The organism is Pseudomonas sp. GM78 (assembly GCF_000282475.1).
Taxonomy (GTDB): domain Bacteria; phylum Pseudomonadota; class Gammaproteobacteria; order Pseudomonadales; family Pseudomonadaceae; genus Aquipseudomonas.
The window spans coordinates 24972-42562 of record NZ_AKJF01000067.1 but is presented as its reverse complement, the minus strand read 5'-3'; the positions used below and the strand labels follow the sequence as shown (position 1 = coordinate 42562).

The 17591-nt window shown below is 60.0% G+C and carries 16 protein-coding genes; 7 read left to right on the top strand and 9 right to left on the bottom strand.

Annotation, left to right across the window (positions count from 1 at the left end):
* The first annotated feature begins 125 nt into the window (after nt 1–125).
* From PMI35_RS21585 to PMI35_RS21605, 5 genes are all read left to right on the top strand, one after another.
* Entirely contained in the window at nt 126–1553 is a 1428-nt protein-coding gene (locus tag PMI35_RS21585) for a di-heme oxidoreductase family protein (protein WP_008057564.1), read from the top strand.
* A 26-nt stretch (nt 1554–1579) separates the two neighbouring features.
* Nucleotides 1580–2644 (top strand): imelysin family protein, encoded by a 1065-nt coding sequence (locus tag PMI35_RS21590; protein WP_008057563.1) that lies wholly within the window; start codon nt 1580–1582, stop codon nt 2642–2644.
* A 14-nt stretch (nt 2645–2658) separates the two neighbouring features.
* Nucleotides 2659–3756 (top strand): DUF1513 domain-containing protein, encoded by a 1098-nt coding sequence (locus tag PMI35_RS21595; protein ID WP_008057562.1) that lies wholly within the window; start codon nt 2659–2661, stop codon nt 3754–3756.
* Between the two features lie 228 nt (nt 3757–3984).
* Nucleotides 3985–5133 (top strand): efflux RND transporter periplasmic adaptor subunit, encoded by a 1149-nt coding sequence (locus PMI35_RS21600; protein ID WP_008057561.1) that lies wholly within the window; start codon nt 3985–3987, stop codon nt 5131–5133.
* 14 nt (nt 5134–5147) lie between these two features.
* Nucleotides 5148–8171, top strand: coding sequence for a multidrug efflux RND transporter permease subunit (locus PMI35_RS21605; protein ID WP_008057560.1), 3024 nt, complete (start codon nt 5148–5150; stop codon nt 8169–8171).
* Between the two features lie 166 nt (nt 8172–8337).
* On the opposite strand, the gene PMI35_RS33775 is transcribed toward PMI35_RS21605, so the two are convergent.
* The 5 genes from PMI35_RS33775 to colR all read right to left on the bottom strand — a co-directional run bounded on the left by PMI35_RS33775 (nt 8338) and on the right by colR (nt 12060).
* A complete protein-coding gene (locus PMI35_RS33775; RefSeq protein WP_081504798.1) occupies nt 8338–8565 on the bottom strand; it encodes a hypothetical protein in 228 nt (75 codons plus the stop codon).
* Nucleotides 8566–8567: 2 nt separating this feature from the next.
* Nucleotides 8568–9281: a lipopolysaccharide kinase InaA family protein gene (locus PMI35_RS21610; protein ID WP_008057559.1), complete on the bottom strand. Its 714-nt coding sequence runs from the start codon at nt 9279–9281 to the stop codon at nt 8568–8570.
* Nucleotides 9282–9284: 3 nt separating this feature from the next.
* Nucleotides 9285–9953, bottom strand: a complete 669-nt coding sequence (locus PMI35_RS21615; protein WP_032831483.1) for a class I SAM-dependent methyltransferase — start codon at nt 9951–9953, stop codon at nt 9285–9287.
* A gap of 150 nt (nt 9954–10103) precedes the next feature.
* Nucleotides 10104–11387 (bottom strand): sensor histidine kinase, encoded by a 1284-nt coding sequence (locus tag PMI35_RS21620; protein WP_008057557.1) that lies wholly within the window; start codon nt 11385–11387, stop codon nt 10104–10106.
* Nucleotides 11377–12060 (bottom strand): two-component system response regulator ColR, encoded by a 684-nt coding sequence (colR, locus tag PMI35_RS21625; RefSeq protein WP_008057556.1) that lies wholly within the window; start codon nt 12058–12060, stop codon nt 11377–11379. The genes PMI35_RS21620 and colR overlap by 11 nt, the downstream gene beginning before the upstream one ends.
* Nucleotides 12061–12279: 219 nt before the next feature.
* Here colR and PMI35_RS21630 point away from each other — a divergent pair, with 219 nt between their 5' ends.
* Nucleotides 12280–13023 (top strand): phosphatase PAP2 family protein, encoded by a 744-nt coding sequence (locus PMI35_RS21630; protein WP_008057555.1) that lies wholly within the window; start codon nt 12280–12282, stop codon nt 13021–13023.
* A gap of 123 nt (nt 13024–13146) precedes the next feature.
* On the opposite strand, the gene groL is transcribed toward PMI35_RS21630, so the two are convergent.
* The 4 genes from groL to PMI35_RS21650 form a co-directional block, all read right to left on the bottom strand.
* Nucleotides 13147–14793 (bottom strand): chaperonin GroEL, encoded by a 1647-nt coding sequence (groL, locus tag PMI35_RS21635; RefSeq protein WP_008057554.1) that lies wholly within the window; start codon nt 14791–14793, stop codon nt 13147–13149.
* 49 nt (nt 14794–14842) lie between these two features.
* Complete coding sequence (locus PMI35_RS21640) at nt 14843–15136, bottom strand: co-chaperone GroES (protein ID WP_007985847.1); 294 nt, start codon at nt 15134–15136, stop codon at nt 14843–14845.
* 248 nt (nt 15137–15384) lie between these two features.
* On the bottom strand, nt 15385–15861 hold the full coding sequence (locus tag PMI35_RS21645) for an FxsA family protein (protein ID WP_008057553.1): 477 nt from the start codon (nt 15859–15861) through the stop codon (nt 15385–15387).
* Between the two features lie 66 nt (nt 15862–15927).
* A complete protein-coding gene (locus tag PMI35_RS21650) occupies nt 15928–16659 on the bottom strand; it encodes a HugZ family pyridoxamine 5'-phosphate oxidase (RefSeq protein ID WP_008057552.1) in 732 nt (243 codons plus the stop codon).
* Between the two features lie 159 nt (nt 16660–16818).
* Between PMI35_RS21650 and PMI35_RS21655 the strand changes: the two genes are divergently transcribed.
* Nucleotides 16819–17577, top strand: a complete 759-nt coding sequence (locus PMI35_RS21655; RefSeq protein ID WP_032831482.1) for an SDR family oxidoreductase — start codon at nt 16819–16821, stop codon at nt 17575–17577.
* The last annotated feature ends 14 nt before the right edge of the window (nt 17578–17591 follow it).

Below are 17591 nucleotides of genomic sequence, written 5' to 3'. Positions count from 1 at the left end.
CCGCTCCCACAGGGGATCGCGGTTTGCCGGACAACCACATCAAGCAAACGATAATTCCTCTTATTCAAATTCCCATCCCCTGTTAGACTTTGCGCCCTTGTTTTGCTCGTCTTGCAGGATGTCTGATGCCCTCGCTGCCTCTTCGCTTGTCCGCACTGTTGCTGGCCCTTGGCCTGAGTGCTTGCGATGACGCCCCGAAGTTCACCCAGGCCGAACCCGGTGAAGCCCGCTCCGGCGGTGGCACGACCGTGCGCAAGACCGACCAGAACGCCTTTTCGCTGCCCTCCGCCAACCTGCCTCCGTCGCGGCGCGTGGACTTCAGCGTCGGCAACAGTTTCTTTCGCAACCCCTGGGTGATCGCTCCGTCGACCACCACCGCCCGCGACGGCCTCGGCCCGCTGTTCAATACCAACGCCTGCCAGGGCTGCCATATCAAGGATGGCCGCGGTCACCCGCCGGCGCCCGATGCGCGCAATGCGGTGTCGATGCTGGTACGCCTGTCGATTCCCGACACCCCGGCCTACGCCAAGGTCATCGAGCAACAGGGTGTCGTACCTGAGCCGGTGTATGGCGGGCAGTTCCAGGACATGGCCGTGCCTGGCGTCATGCCGGAAGGCAAGGTGCGGGTCGATTACACGCCGGTGATGGTTCGTTTCAAGGACGGTACCGAAATCGAGCTGCGCAAACCGAGCCTGAACATCACTCAACTGAACTACGGCCCGATGCACCCCGACACGCGATTCTCGGCACGTGTGGCGCCGCCGATGATTGGCCTGGGCTTGCTGGAGGCCATTCCCGAAGAGGCCATCCTGGCAAATGCGCACGCGCAGGCTAAAGCGAAAAACGGCATTGCCGGACGCCCGAACCAGGTCTGGGATGACGTGCAGCAGAAAACCGTGCTCGGGCGATTTGGCTGGAAAGCCGGGCAGCCGAACCTCAATCAACAAAATGTTCACGCGTTTTCCGGCGATATGGGCCTCACCACCCGCCTGAGACCCTTTGACGACTGCACCGAGACGCAAACGGCCTGCAAGCAGGCCACAAGTGGCAATGGCCCCGATGGCGAGCCGGAAGTCAGCGACAATATCCTGCGCCTGGTGCTGTTCTACACCCGCAACCTCGCCGTACCGGCACGCCGCGATGTCGGCACACCTGAGGTTCTGGCCGGCAAGAACCTGTTCTACCAGGCCGGCTGCCAATCCTGTCACACCCCCAAGTACACCACCGCCGCCAACGCCGCCGAACCTGAACTGGCCAATCAAGTGATTCGCCCGTACAGCGATCTGCTGCTGCATGACATGGGCGACGGCCTGGCCGACAACCGCACTGAATTCCAGGCCGGAGGCCGCGACTGGCGCACCCCGCCGTTGTGGGGCATCGGTTTGACTGAAGCCGTCAGTGGCCACACCCAGTTCCTGCATGACGGCCGCGCCCGCAATCTGCTCGAAGCCGTGCTCTGGCATGGCGGCGAGGCAACAGCGGCGCAGCAACAGGTTTTGTCTTTCAATGCCGAGCAGCGCGCTGCGTTGCTGGCCTTCTTGAATTCCCTTTAATACGCATCTTCCCGCGGGAGCCCGACATGTTCCGTCCCAAATTGTTGTTCACCAGCCTTGCCGCGCTAGCCTTGGGCGCCTGCTCGCCGCAGGACCCACAAGCCGTCACCTCGGCCGCGATCGCCAAGTCAGTGATTCTGCCGACCTACACCCGCTGGGTTGAAGCAGACCGCCAGTTGGCCGTCAGCGCCCTCGCCTACTGCGAAGGCAAGGCGAACCTCGAAACCGCCCGCGCCGACTTCCTGCACGCGCAAAAAGCCTGGGCCGAGCTGCAGCCGCTGCTGATTGGTCCACTGGCCGAGGGCAACCGTGCCTGGCAGGTGCAATTCTGGCCGGACAAGAAGAACCTGGTCGGCCGCCAGGTCGAGCAACTGGTCACTGCACAACCGCAGATCGATGCCGCCGCCCTGGCCAAGTCCAGCGTGGTGGTTCAAGGCCTGTCGGCCTACGAATACATCCTGTTCGACAGCAAGCCTGATGTGGCCAATGCCGAGCAAAAGGCCAAGTACTGCCCACTGCTGATCGCCATTGGCGAGCGCCAGAAAGAACTGGCTGAAGAAATCCTCAAAAGCTGGAACAACACCGACGGCATGCTCGCGCAGATGAGCAAGTTCCCGAACCAGCGTTACGCCGATTCCCACGAAGCGATCGCCGACCTGTTGCGTGTGCAGGTCACCGCCCTCGATACCTTGAAGAAGAAGCTCGGTACGCCGATGGGCCGCCAGAGCAAAGGCGTGCCGCAGCCGTTCCAGGCCGATGCCTGGCGTAGCCAGTCGTCCCTGACCGCCCTGGAGGCCAGCCTGGCCGCCGCCAAAACCGTGTGGGAAGGTGTCGACAACAAAGGCCTGCGCGGCCTGTTGCCGAGCGAGCAGAAGCCATTGGCCGACAAGATCGACGCCGCCTATGCCGCCTCGTTGAAACTGTTCGCCAGCAACCAGCGCTCGTTGACCGAAATGCTCAATGACGACGCCGGTCGCCAGCAACTCAACGATCTCTACGACAGCCTCAACGTCGTCCACCGCCTGCACGAAGGCGAGCTGGCCAAGGCGCTGGGCATCCAACTGGGCTTCAACGCCAACGACGGTGACTGATGAGGGCAAGTGACATGCTGCGACGCCAGGCTCTGACATTAGGGAGTTTGCTGCTAGGAGCAGTGACACTGGGCGGCTGGACGCTGTTCAAGCGCAAGGATCAAAGCCCGCTGCTGCTCTCGGCGCGGGACGATACCGACGGCAAGCACTACGCCGTCGGTTACCGGCTGGACGGCACCCGCGTGTTTGCCACCCAGGTCGGCCAGCGCTGCCATGACATCATCAACCACCCGGCATTGCCGATCGCGCTGTTCGTTGCCCGGCGTCCGGGCACCGAGAGCTACCTGATCGACCTGCGTGACGGCACGCTGCTGCAAACCGTGACGTCGCGGGCGAACCGGCACTTCTACGGTCACGCGGTGATCCACCACAGCGGTGACTGGCTGTACGCCACCGAAAACGACACCACCGATCCGGGTCGCGGCCTACTCGGTGTGTACAGGTTCGAAGGTGAACGCCTGGTCCACAGCGGCGAGATTTCCACCCACGGCATCGGCCCGCATCAAGTGTCGTGGATGCCCGACGGCGAAACCCTGGTGGTGGCCAACGGCGGCATCCGCACTGAGGCCGAAAGCCGGGTCGAGATGAACCTCAACGCCATGGAGCCGAGCCTGGTCCTGATGCAACGCGACGGCACCCTGCTGAGCAAGGAAACCCTCGGCCAGCAGATGAACAGCGTGCGTCACCTGGGCATCGCCAGCGATGGCACCATCGTCGCCGGCCAGCAATTCATGGGGGCGGCCCACGAACACTCGGAGCTGCTGGCGATCAAGCGCCCTGGCCAGCCATTCGTGGCGTTCCCGGTGCCTGAGCATCAATTGCAGGCCATGGGGCACTACACTGCCAGCGTTGCGGTGCATAGCGATTTGCGCCTGGTCGCGCTGACCGCACCTCGGGGCAACCGCTTTTTCATCTGGGACCTGGACAGCGGCGAAGTGCGCCTGGACGCGCCACTGCCCGATTGCGCCGGGGTGGGCGCGGTAGCCGACGGTTTCGTCGTGACCTCGGGCCAGGGGCGCTGCCGGTACTACGATTGCCGTCAGACAAACCTGGTTGCAAAACCGTTGGAACTTCCGGCGGGGCTCTGGGACAACCATCTGCACCTCATCTGAGCCCGCTGCTCTTTGTAGGAGCAGCCGGTCGACGTTCGAATGCTCGCAATGGACGTTAACGATTACGCGTGTTTACTGATTAAACGCGGCGCTCTTGAGTCCATCGCGAGCAGGCTCGCTCCTACAGGGGTTGGCGCCTGCCTGTAACAAGTGCCAGTTGGATTCACGCTTCCACTCGCGGTAATGTGCCCTACTGTCTCACCTGATTTTCTCCAAGGAACTGGAAATATGCTGCGTCGCCGCATGCTGATCATGTTGGGTGTTGTTCTGCTGATCGTGCTGATCCTGGCCGGTTACAAAGCCTTCTCCATCTACACGATGATCCAAGGCTTCTCTGCGCCCAAACCGCCGATCAGCGTCGCCGTGGCCACCGCCACCGAACGGCCCTGGCAAGCGCGCCTGCCTACCGTGGGCACCCTCAAGGCGCTGCAAGGCGTCGACCTGAGCCTGGAGACCGACGGCACGGTCGTCGATTTGCAGTTCGAGTCCGGGCAGAAGGTCAAGGCCGGGCAACCACTGCTGCGCCTGGACAGCGCCGTGGAAAGCGCCTTGCTCGAAACCGCCCAGGCCGACCTCGGGCTGGCCCAGCTCGATTACGGTCGCGGTAGCCAGCTGGTGGGCAGCCAGGCCATTTCCAAAGGCGAGTTCGACCGACTGTCGGCAGTACTGAAAAAGAGCAAGGCCACGGTCAATCAACTCAAGGCTGCGCTGGGCAAAAAAAGCATCGTCGCCCCCTTCAGCGGGACCATCGGCATTCGTCAGGTGGACGTTGGCGACTACCTGGCCAGTGGCACCATGATCGCCACCCTGCAAGACCTCAGCAGCCTCTACGTCGACTTTTTCGTGCCCGAGCAATCGGTGCCGAAGATCGCCCTCGGCCAGCCGGTTGAAATCATCGTCGCGGCCTACCCGTCCCAGACCTTCCCGGGCACCATCAGTGCGATCAATCCGAAACTGGAGAACAGCACTCGCAACATGCAGGTCCGCGCGACCCTGGCCAACCCCGATGGCAAGCTGCTGCCCGGCATGTTCGCCAGCCTGCAGGTGATGTTGCCCAACCCACGGCCGAGCATCGTCGTGCCGGAAAGCGCGATCACCTACACGCTCTATGGCAACTCCCTATATATCGTTGCAGAGAAAAAGGCCGAAGACGGCAGCCTGGAAAAAGACGACAAGGGCCAACCGATCCTGATCGCCGAACGGCGGTTCATTGAAACCGGCGAACGCCGCGACGGGCAGGTGGTGATCAGCAAAGGCGTGCAGAACGGCGAAAAAGTGGTCACGGCCGGCCAGATCAAACTGGATAACGGTGCGCACATCGCCATCAGCGACGACAAGACCCTGGCCGAGAAGAACAGTCAGCCACGCGCGGACTGATCAAGGAACCCCCAATGGCTTTTACCGACCCGTTCATCCGTCGCCCGGTGCTCGCCACCGTCGTCAGCCTGTTGATTGTGCTGCTGGGCTTCCAGGCCTGGAGCAAGTTGCCGCTGCGCCAATACCCGCAAATGGAAAATGCCCTGATCACGGTCACCACCGCGTACCCCGGGGCCAACGCCGAAACCATCCAGGGCTACATCACCCAACCGTTGCAACAGAGCCTGGCCAGCGCCGAGGGTATCGACTACATGACCTCGGTCAGTCGCCAGAATTTCTCGGTGATATCGATTTACGCGCGGATCGGCTCCAACACCGACCGCTTGTTCACCGAGCTGCTGTCCAAGGCCAACGAGGTCAAGAACCAGCTGCCCCAGGATGCCGAAGACCCGGTGCTGAGCAAGGAAGCCGCCGATGCCTCGGCGCTGATGTACATCAGTTTCTTCAGCAAGGAACTGGGCAACCCGCAGATTACCGACTATCTGTCGCGGGTCATCCAGCCGAAACTGGCGACCCTGCCGGGCATGGCCGAAGCCGAGATTCTCGGCAACCAGGTATTCGCCATGCGCCTGTGGCTGGACCCGGCGAAGCTGGCCGGTTTCGGCCTGAGCGCCAGCGATGTGACCAACGCGGTGCGCCAGTACAACTTCCTTTCCGCCGCTGGTGAATTGAAAGGCGAGTATGTGGTCACCAGCATCAACGCCAACACCGAACTCAAATCAGCCGAAGCCTTTGCCGCGATCCCGCTCAAGGTCGATGGTGACAGTCGCGTGCTGCTGCGCGACGTCGCGCGGGTCGAGATGGGGGCGGAAAACTACGACTCCATCAGCTCGTTCGGCGGTACGCCCTCGGTGTACATCGGCATCAAGGCCACGCCCGCAGCCAACCCGCTGGACGTGATCAAGGAAGTGCGCAAGATCATGCCGGAGCTGGAGGCCCAGTTGCCGCCCAACCTCAAGGGGGAAATCGCCTACGACGCGACGCTGTTCATCCAGGCATCGATCGATGAGGTGGTCAAGACCCTGTTCGAAGCGGTGCTGATCGTAATAGTGGTGGTGTTCCTGTTCCTCGGTGCGTTGCGCTCGGTGGTGATCCCGGTAGTCACCATTCCGCTGTCCATGATCGGCGTGATGTTCTTCATGCAGATGATGGGTTACTCCCTTAACCTGCTGACCCTGCTGGCGATGGTGCTGGCCATCGGCCTGGTGGTGGACGACGCCATCGTGGTGGTGGAAAACATCCACCGCCACATCGAGGAAGGCAAGACACCGCTGGACGCCGCCATCGAGGGCGCCCGGGAAATCGCCATGCCGGTGGTCTCGATGACCATCACCCTGGCGGCGGTGTATGCGCCCATCGGCTTCCTGACGGGCCTTACCGGAGCGTTGTTCAAGGAGTTCGCCCTGACCCTGGCCGGTGCGGTGGTGATCTCCGGCATCGTCGCCCTGACCCTGTCGCCGATGATGTGCGCCCTGCTGTTGCGTCACGATGAAAACCCCACGGGCCTGGCCCATCGCCTGGACCTGATTTTCGAAGGCCTGAAGCGCCGTTACCAGACAATGCTGCACGGCACCCTGAACACCCGGCCGGTGGTGCTGGTGTTTGCGGTGATCGTGCTGTGCCTGATCCCCGTGCTGCTCAAGTTCACCAAGTCGGAACTGGCGCCGGAGGAGGACCAGGGCATCATTTTCATGCTGGCCAACGCCCCGCAACCGACCAACCTCGACTACTTGAACACCTACACCGACGAGTTCATCACGATCTTCAAGGCGTTTCCCGAGTACTACTCGTCGTTCCAGATCAACGGCTTCAACGGCGTGCAATCGGGGATCGGCGGTTTCCTGCTCAAGCCCTGGAACGAGCGCAGCCGAACTCAAATGGAGATCCTGCCCGAGGTTCAGGCCAAGCTGGAGAGCATTTCAGGGTTGCAGGTTTTCGGCTTCAACCTGCCTTCCCTGCCGGGCACGGGCGAGGGTCTGCCATTCCAGTTCGTCATCAACACCGCAAACGACTACGAGTTGCTGCTGCAAGTGGTTGATCGGGTGAAAAAGCGCGCGATGGAGTCGGGCAAATTCGCCTTCGTCGACGTCGACCTGGCCTTCGACAAACCGGAAGTGGTGGTGGATATCGACCGCGCCAAGGCTGCCCAGATGGGCGTGTCGATGCAGGATCTGGGCGGGACACTCGCGACCTTGCTGGGGGAGGCGGAAATCAACCGTTTCACCGTTGATGGCCGCAGTTACAAAGTCATTGCCCAGGTCGAGCGACCCTTCCGGGACAACCCAGACTGGCTGAACAACTACTACGTCAAGAACACCCAGGGCGAACTGCTCGCCCTCTCGACCCTGATCACCGTGACCGACCGGGCGCGCCCTCGGCAACTGAACCAGTTCCAGCAACTCAACTCGGCGATTCTTTCCGGGGTGCCGCTGGTCAGCATGGGTGAAGCCATCGACGCCGTGCGGCAGATCGCCCGGGAAGAAGCGCCGGCGGGCTTTGCCTTCGACTATGCAGGTGCATCGCGGCAGTACGTTCAGGAAGGCAGTGCGCTATGGGTGACCTTCGGCCTGGCACTGGCGATCATTTTCCTGGTACTGGCTGCCCAGTTCGAAAGCTTCCGCGACCCGCTGGTGATCCTGGTGACCGTACCGCTGTCGATCTGCGGCGCCTTGCTGCCGCTGTTCCTCGGCTGGTCGAGCATGAACATCTATACCCAGGTCGGGTTGGTGACGTTGATCGGCCTGATCAGCAAGCACGGGATCCTGATCGTCGAATTCGCCAACCAGCTGCGCAAGGACAAGGGCCTGACGCCCCGCGAGGCGGTGGAGGAAGCCGCGGCCATTCGTCTGCGTCCGGTGTTGATGACAACGGCGGCAATGGTGTTCGGCATGGTGCCATTGATCATCGCTACGGGGGCGGGTGCGGTAAGCCGGTTCGATATCGGTACAGTCATTGCCACCGGGATGTCGATTGGTACGTTGTTTACCCTGTTTGTACTGCCGTGTGTGTATACCCTGCTGGCAAAACCCTCTCGCTAAGATCGTTCCCACGCTCTGCGTGGGAATGCCTCAACGGACGCTCTGCGTTCGGCTTCGGATGGGACGCGGAGCGTCCCGGGCTGCATTCCCACGCAGAACGTGGGAACGATCATTCAACAAAAAAGGCCTCGCATCAGCGAGGCCTTTTACTTGGGCTTCAATCTGTTCAACTTTGCGGCCTCAGTCCTTGAGAAAGCCCGAACATGAACAGCAACAAATCATGATCGGGTTGAGTCGCGACGGATGCCTTGGCAACCCGTGGCAACGGACAGTGCGCGTCACTGTGTACTGAACTGAGGACTTGCGTGCGAGGCTGCTCCCATGCGGCCACCGCGAGTGAAGCAACTGCCAAGGCTCCTACCAGAAACAAACCTCGCGCGACTTCAAGTTTCATTGCTATAAACCTTTGATAGCGCTGCCAAACGCCGTCTCATAAAAATAGACGAGTTTCTTCCAGTCCGTCGCGCTGAATGACGAGTGGCGGCGCAGCTGTTTCATGTCATGGGCAGCTGCTTGCCGAGCACTCAAACGCTGCCGGCATTTCTCCAGATCGATCAAGGCAACCTCGACTTTGGCAGCCTCGCCCTCACCGGTGACGCGAACGAATACGTGCTTGATATAGATGCAGCTGTGCTGCCAACGCCCCTTGTGCATCCGCGCCAGGTTCTCGGCCAGGTCCTTGAGCACGCGATCGTGCACAGCCTCGCCATGGCGCTCGCGTCCACCACTTGCGTACCAATGCTCGATTTCCTGGAAGCCGTCCAGGGACTTGGTCACCAGCAATGCGCGCCATTTGTGCACGGGATCGCGTTGCGCACCACAGAAAACGATTTCCGGAACCCGCACATCGAGCAGGCGCAGGCCGGTGAGTGCATCACGCTCGCGCAACACCGTCGGCCGGCCGAAAGGGTGCAAAAGACCACGATGGATATGGCCAGTCTGGCGCTTTACGTACAGCAGTTGTCCGTCACTGCCCATGAGGCGCTGCACGCCACTCTCACCACCGCGCCGGACATTGGGTTCTTCCACCCATTCACCGCGCTGATTCCAGTAGTAATCGAATGGGTCCTGGGAAGCGACTTCCGATCCTGCTGCACACTGCTCTGCCATCTGTTACCTCTTGCGCAATACATAAACTCGCCACATGGCATAGAGCGGCAAAAAGTCGATACGTTCCTGAATACGGAAACCTGCCTGCTCAAACTCTTTTTCTACGGTAGCCACCGGTAACACAAATCGATTTTGGTAACCTTCCTGCCCACGGGTTCTCTCCGCGCGCTTGCGTTTCCAGGCTTTGAAGTTGCCGTCGACCCACAGCGAGAGGATGACACTGTCACGGCTGACGCGCTCGAACTCGCGCAAAATCGCCAGTCGATGCTCGGCTTCACCGATGTGGTGGAGCAAACGCATGCAGAAAATACTGTCGACGGCGTTATCCGGCAAAGCGATGTCGAACGCAGACGTCCGCAAGGGTTGTACCCTTTTCACGACATCAGCTGGTTGCGACTGTGTAGCGATCTTGATCATGGACTCGGAATTGTCGGCACCGATGATCACGCGGTTGGGTTTTTCCGCCAGCAACGGCCAGAAGCGCCCCGCGCCACAGGGCAGATCCAGGACCAAGCCCGGTTCGCCGACCAACGTCAACGCCTTGCGCGCCATCTGCTCATCACGCCAGTGAGACAAGCGGCGACCCACGCCATCCTTGTGCTTGCGCAAGTAACGTTGGGCGTGTTGATCGTCGTATTTGTTGGAAAAATCCAGTTTGATCGGGCCATCCACCATCATCAATCTCCTGAGCTCTGATACCTACCACCTTAGGTAGCGATGTGTGAGGGTCAGGTCATGCGATTGTGAAAAATTTGTCATGAGTACCTCGAATCATTTCGAGGTATTACAAGGCAGCGATCTCAATCAATCTTTCAGCGGCCATCAACTCACGGTCGATGCATTGAACTGAACCTGAAAACGACAGCCATTGGGTTCCATGGTCGTCAGGCTGACACTCCACCCCTGGTTTTCACAAATCCGTTGTACTAACGATAGCCCAAGCCCCAGACCCTCTCCGCGTTTCTCGCTGCCTCGCACGAAAGGCTCGAACATCGCTTCGCGTTTTTCCTCGGGAATGCCTACGCCACTGTCCTCGACCATGAACCCCATGGGCATCAGGCTCAAGCGGATAAACCCCCGGTCGGTGTAATGCAGGGCGTTACGAAGCAGGTTGCCCATGACCGCATGCAGGAGCGTTGCGTTGTAACGAGTTTTGTTTGGGGTTCCCTGGTCAACGATCAACTTGAGACCTTTGGCCTCGATCGGTTCGCGCCACAGGTTGATCAAGCCATCGGCCACTTCGCCCAGCGTCTGCTGCGCAGACATGCCGGCGTCTTCGCGCTGGGTGCGGGCGAGCATCAGGAAGGTTTGTACCAACTCGCGCATTTCCTCACTGGCGCGGGCAATTCGCTCTACCTGGGCACGGCCGCGCTGATCGATACCGGGGTTTTCCAACAACAACTCGCAGGAACTGGCTAGCACCATCAAGGGCGTACGCAGTTCATGGCTGACGTCACTGGTGAACATGCGTTCGCGGGTCAGCGCCTGGCGCAAACGGCCAAGGGTAGCGTCGAAGGCCACGGCCAGCTCGCCCACTTCATCGGCCGCATAATCCGGCGCCAGTGGCGGTGCCAGCCCCAGCAACTGATCGCGATGACGTACCTGGCGCGCCAGCCTTACCACCGGCGCCATTACCTTGCGGGCCAGCACCCAGCCGAGGAACACCGCCAGCGCCAGACTCAGCACGAAGCCCACCAGCACTACGGCAAACAGCACCCGCTCGCGTTCTTCGAAGTCACTCTGGTCCTGCAACAACACATACCGCCGGCCATCGACGATCTCGACCATCGCGTGGTACGACAGCTGCTCGCGAAAGACTTCGTGAAACCCCGAGTCCAGGTGCCGCAAATCCTTGGGCAACTCGAAATCGCCCGGCCCGCCGCTGAAATAGAACAACTGGTCCGGTTCCGGGCGATGGCTCCAGTCCGAGACGTTGTCCATCAGCAACAGGCGCTGCAAATCGCCGCCCAGGCCCGCCGAGATCAGTTTTTCTTCCACCAGGTGCACAGTGGCGACGATGCCCATGGCAAAGGCACCCGCCACCAGTGCGCTCATCAGCGCAAAGGCAATGATGATCCGTTGAGCAAGGCTCTGTCTAAACTCCATCACGCCCCTCGGCCAGGCGGTAACCCACACCGTGAACGGTGTGCAGCAGCGGTTTTGCGAACGGCTTGTCGATCACCTGGCGCAATTGATGGACGTGGCTGCGCAGGCTGTCGCTGTCCGGGCAGTCATCGCCCCACAGGGCCTCTTCGAGAATTTCGCGGCGCAGTACATGCGGGCTTTTTTGCATCAGCACCGCCAGCAACTTCAGGCCTACCGGGTTGAGCTTGAGCAATCGGCCTTCGCGAGTGACTTCCAGCGTGTCGAGGTCATAACTCAGGTCGCCGACCTGCAAGGTCCGGCGACCGCCGCCCTGGGTGCGCCGCATCACGGCTTCGACCCGCGCCGCCAGTTCAGACAAGGCGAAGGGTTTGATCAGGTAATCGTCGGCACCGGACTTGAAGCCCTGCAGGCGGTCGTCCAGTTGATCGCGCGCCGTGAGCATGATCACCGGCGTGTCGCGCCGGGCGTCTTCGCGCAGGCGTTTGCACAGGGTGTAACCGTCGATGCCGGGCAGCATGATATCGAGCACGATCAAGTCGTAATGCTCGGTGGCCGCCAGATGCAGGCCCGACAACCCGTCCTGTGCGCAATCCACGGTATAGCCTTTGAGTCCCAGGTAATCGGCCAGATTGGCCAGGATATCGCGGTTGTCTTCAACCAATAAAATTCGCATGGGCACCTTCTCCGTACACAGTAACGGCCGTCTTGGCCCGCGCAGCTTAAGGCCAAGTGTGGCTCAGGGCCAGGGTTGTGTGCAGTGGCCTGTCTGGCGAAATGGCCGGCTCAAGCCTCAACGTTTTTTTCACTATCGGTTCACAGGTTGACGACAGGATCGAGCTCAGACTCCGCGCGGCTGCGTATTCAAGAACATTTTACTGACCAAGGATTCGCCATGGTTTCGATCTCTGCACGCCCCGCTTCCCGACCGCTCAACTTCTGGGTGTGCCTGGGTGTTCCTGCCTTTGCAGCAATCATTTTGATATTGCTCGAACTGACGACCCTGGACATGGATTTGGCCAGGCTGTTCTACGACCCGGTCGCCGGGGATTTTATCGGGCGACACAGCTATTTCCTGGAAACCATCCTGCATGATCGGGCCAAGCAAGTGGTCATCGCCTTTTCGGTGCTGGCTATCCTCGGTTTTGCCGGTTCGTTGTTCATGACCCGGCTCAAGCCGTTCAAGCGCGAACTGGGCTGCCTGGTGCTGTCCCTGGGGCTGGCGACGTCCTTCGTCACGCCGATGAAGGCGGTGACGGCGGTGCAATGCCCGTGGAGCCTTGAGCAATTCGGCGGTCACGAGACCTACAGCGAATTGTTGAGTCCACGCCCGGCCACGGAAAAACCGGGTCGTTGCTGGCCTGGCGGTCACGCCGCGACCGGTTTCACCCTGTTTGCGCTGTTCTTCGTGTTGCGTGATCGCCGTCCACGCATGGCGCGTGCGGCGCTGGTTTTCGCCTTCACCCTGGGCTCGGTGTTCTCCATTGGCCGCATGCTGCAGGGGGCGCACTTTTTCTCGCACAACGTGTGGACGGCGGTGTTCTGCTGGCTGATTTGCCTGGGGTCGTATTACTGGATTTTGTATCTGCCGACTGTGAAGGCTGAATCTGAGGCAAATGCAGAACCGGTCAGCGCCTGATCCGACGCCATCGCGAGCAGGCTCACTCCTACAAGGGATTGGTGTGTGATTCTCAAAATGGAGGCAATAAAAAACCCCGCCTGCTTACGCAGACGGGGTTTTTAGTACAGGGGTAAGGCTGGCTTACATCATGCCGCCCATGCCGCCCATACCGCCCATGTCTGGCATGCCGCCGCCAGCTGCGCCTTCTTTCTTCGGCGCTTCAGCAACAGCAGCTTCGGTGGTCAGGATCAGACCGCCGATCGACGATGCAGCTTGCAGCGCGGAACGGGTGACCTTGGTTGGGTCCAGGATGCCCATTTCGATCATGTCGCCGTATTCGCCAGTCGCAGCGTTGTAACCGAAGTTACCTTTGCCGTTCTTGACTTCGTTGACCACAACGCTTGGCTCGTCACCGCTGTTGGCAGCGATCTGACGCAGCGGTGCTTCAACGGCACGGCGCAGAACAGCGATACCTACGTCCTGATCAGCGTTGTCGCCTTTCAGATCGTTCAGGGTTTGCAGAGCGCGGATCAGCGCAACGCCACCGCCAGGCACCACGCCTTCTTCAACGGCTGCACGGGTAGCGTGCAGGGCGTCTTCAACGCGGGCTTTCTTCTCTTTCATTTCGACTTCGGAGCCAGCGCCAACCTTGATCACTGCAACGCCGCCGGACAGCTTGGCCAGACGCTCTTGCAGTTTCTCACGGTCGTAGTCCGAGGAAGTTTCAGCAACCTGAGCACGGATCTGAGCAATGCGGGACTCGATGTCGCCTGCTACGCCAGCACCGTCAACGATGATGGTGTTTTCCTTGGAGATGGTCACGCGCTTGGCGCTGCCCAGGTTGTCCAGGGTGGCTGCTTCCAGGCTCAGGCCGATCTCTTCGGAGATAACGGTACCGCCGGTCAGAACAGCGATGTCCTGCAACATGGCCTTGCGGCGGTCGCCGAAGCCTGGCGCCTTGACGGCTGCGACTTTAACGATGCCACGCATGTTGTTCACAACCAGAGTCGCCAGGGCTTCGCCTTCAACGTCTTCGGAAACGATCAGCAGTGGACGGCCGGCTTTGGCAACGGCTTCCAGCACTGGCAGCATTTCGCGGATGTTCGAGATCTTTTTGTCGACCAGCAGAACCAACGGGTTGTCCAGCTCGGCAACCATGGTTTCCGGCTTGTTGACGAAGTACGGGGACAGGTAGCCACGGTCGAACTGCATGCCTTCTACAACCGACAGTTCGTTTTCCAGGCCAGTGCCTTCTTCAACGGTGATCACGCCTTCTTTACCGACTTTTTCCATGGCTTCGGCAATGATGTCGCCGATGGAGTTGTCGGAGTTGGCAGAGATGGTACCTACCTGAGCGATAGCCTTGGTGTCAGCGCATGGCTTGGACAGGTTTTTCAGCTCTTTGACGATGGCGATGGTCGCCTTGTCGATGCCGCGCTTCAGATCCATCGGGTTCATGCCGGCAGCGACGGCTTTCAGGCCTTCGTTGACGATCGACTGAGCCAGAACGGTAGCGGTGGTGGTGCCGTCGCCTGCGTCATCGTTGGCACGGGAGGCAACGTCTTTGACCAGCTGCGCACCCATGTTTTCGAAACGGTCTTCCAGTTCGATTTCTTTGGCTACGGAAACGCCGTCCTTGGTGATGGTCGGAGCGCCGAAGCTCTTCTCGATGATCACGTTACGGCCTTTCGGGCCCAGGGTCGCTTTTACCGCGTCAGCCAGGACGTTAACGCCTTTGAGCATTTTCTTGCGGGCGGAATCGCCAAACAGAACTTCTTTAGCAGCCATGATCGATATTCCTTAAATACTTTGTAGTAACGGGAAAATGAGCGGGTAATCAGCCTTCGATAACAGCGAGGATTTCGTTCTCGCTCATTACCAGCAGGTCTTCGCCGTCGACTTTCACAGTGTTGCTGCCGGAGTAAGGACCGAACACAACCTTGTCGCCCACTTTCACGGACAGTGCACGCACTTCACCGTTTTCCAATACGCGGCCGGTGCCGACAGCGAGGATTTCGCCGCTGTTGGCTTTTTCAGCAGCCGAACCTGGCAGGACGATACCGCCAGCGGTTTTCTTTTCTTCTTCGCTGCGACGGATGACGACGCGGTCATGCAGAGGACGAAGCTTCATTGTCGATCTCTCCTAATTGTGGTTTTCATCGGCCGGTGTAGTCCCGGCGGGTTTAACAAAGTCCGGCGGAGCCGGGTGCGGTTCGTCGAGCGAACCGCGGAAGTCTGTCTGGCGTGATCACCAGAAACCTTGCGGTGACCGATACATAAGGGCGCATAAGCTTATTACAAGGGCGGGGATCGAAAAATTTTTACGGCAATCTCCCGAAAACGAACACGGCACCCGAAGGTGCCGTGTCGATAGGGGTGTTACTTGGTATCGCGGTGTTCGAACTCGCCCTCGATCACATTGGGCTCGCGGCCCAGTGGCTCGCGTGGCACAGGGCCGCCACGGGGCTGGAGGTCATCGGCGAACGCACGCTGGCGGATCGCTTGCTCCTCGGCTCGCTGGCGCATTTTATTGGCCAGCAGGCGACGGCTGATCGGCAGCAGCATGATCAGGCCGATCACGTCGCTGATGAAACCCGGAAGGATCAACAGGCCGCCGGCCAACGCCAGCATCAAGCCCTCAAGCATGGTCTGGGCCGGCAGTTCGCCTCGGTTCAGGCTTTCACGGGCACGCAGCGCCGTGGCCAGCCCCGCGACGCGCAACACGAACACCCCGAACATCGAGCCGAGAATGATCAGCAGCAGGGCCGGGAAAAACCCGATCGCCCCTGCCACCTTGACGAATACGAACAGCTCCAACACCGGGAACAGCAGAAAGAGCAACAAAAAAGGGCGCATCAAATGGTTCCTCAACGCAAGAATGCCTTGCCAGTCTTCCCTAGATGACGTCGCCATTGCGTGAATTCAAGCGTCGGCCACGGCATTTTTCGGCCAATGTTCGGCGTGAGCCAGGAAAACCAAGGCTTCGCGAACTTGTGTCGGCGTATTACATGGCGCCTGGAACCGCAGCCAGTGGAGACTTTGACCGATGCGCAGGTGCATACCTTCGCTGTCGATACCGACCATCTGCGCCGGCGAGGTTTTCGGCAGACCGGCCAGGTCGACGTAATGGGCAATGGCCTTGGCGTGATCGGCGTTCATGTGTTCGACCATGCTCACCTCGGCCTTGCCCGCAAAGGGGTTAGCCAGGATCAGGTCGTTGACCCAGTGAATCGCGCCAAAACCGCCGATGTACCGATGGCGTACAGGCTTGAGCACCCAAAAATCGAAATCGTGGGCCTGGTGATAGTTCTGCGAATCAGGGAAGTAGCGGTAGTAACGCTCAGCGGCTGCTTCGATGGCCTGCGCTTCCTGAAGCTGTTCTGCCTCGGCCAGGTAGGTCAGCCGACCAACGGCTTGCACGTCTTCAGCCCCACGCTCCCCTACAAAAAGTGAGCATTTCGGGTCTTTTTGCAGATTATGGGTGTGTTGGGCGATGCGGCTGATCAAAATCAGCGGTCGACCCTCGTCGTCCAGGCAATAAGGCACCACAGAACCAAACGGAAAACCTGGCATAGACTTGGAGTGCGTCGAAAGCACTCCACGGTATTCCTTGAGAAGCAATTCTCGGGCATTCTTGGCCGCTTCAACGCTCAATTTATGACTCCTTATAGAGATTCCGTCTAAAAAACGGACGGGCGACCCGGGAAAGTCCCGGTACGCGATCGGGGGCAGTTCTGCAGCCAGGCCATATCAGGTGCAGATCGAGAGACTCTCTAAAAGGAATCCACCAGATCTGCTACCGGGGGCATACGAATGCAACTCACTGACAAAGTAATCATTATCACGGGCGGTTGCCAAGGTTTAGGCCGCTCGATGGCCGAGTATTTCGCCGCCAGGGGCGCGAAGCTGGCGCTCGTGGACTTGAACCAGGAAAAGCTCGACGACACCGTCGCTGCCTGCACGGCCTTGGGCGTCGAAGCCCGCGCCTACCTGTGCAACGTGGCCAATGAAGAGCAGGTGAGCCACATGGTCGCCCAGGTCGCCGACGACTTTGGCGCGATCCATGGCCTGATCAACAACGCCGGGATCTTGCGTGACGGCCTGCTGCTCAAGGTCAAGGATGGTGAAATGACCAAGATGAGCCTCGCCCAGTGGCAAGCGGTCATCGACGTCAACCTGACCGGCGTCTTCCTGTGCACCCGAGAGGTCGCGGCGAAAATGGTCGAGCTCGACAACCGCGGCGCGATCATCAATATCTCGTCGATTTCCCGCGCTGGCAACGTTGGCCAGACCAACTACTCCGCCGCCAAGGCCGGTGTCGCTGCAGCCACCGTGACCTGGGCCAAGGAACTGGCGCGCTACGGCATTCGTGTGGCCGGCATTGCGCCGGGCTTCATCGAAACCGAAATGACCCTGAGCATGAAACCGGAAGCGCTGGAGAAGATGACGTCGGGAATTCCGCTCAAGCGCATGGGCAAACCTGAAGAAATCGCCCAATCGGCGGCTTACATCTTCGAAAACGACTATTACACCGGTCGGATTCTGGAGTTGGATGGCGGATTGCGCATCTAAGGCAACGCTTCACC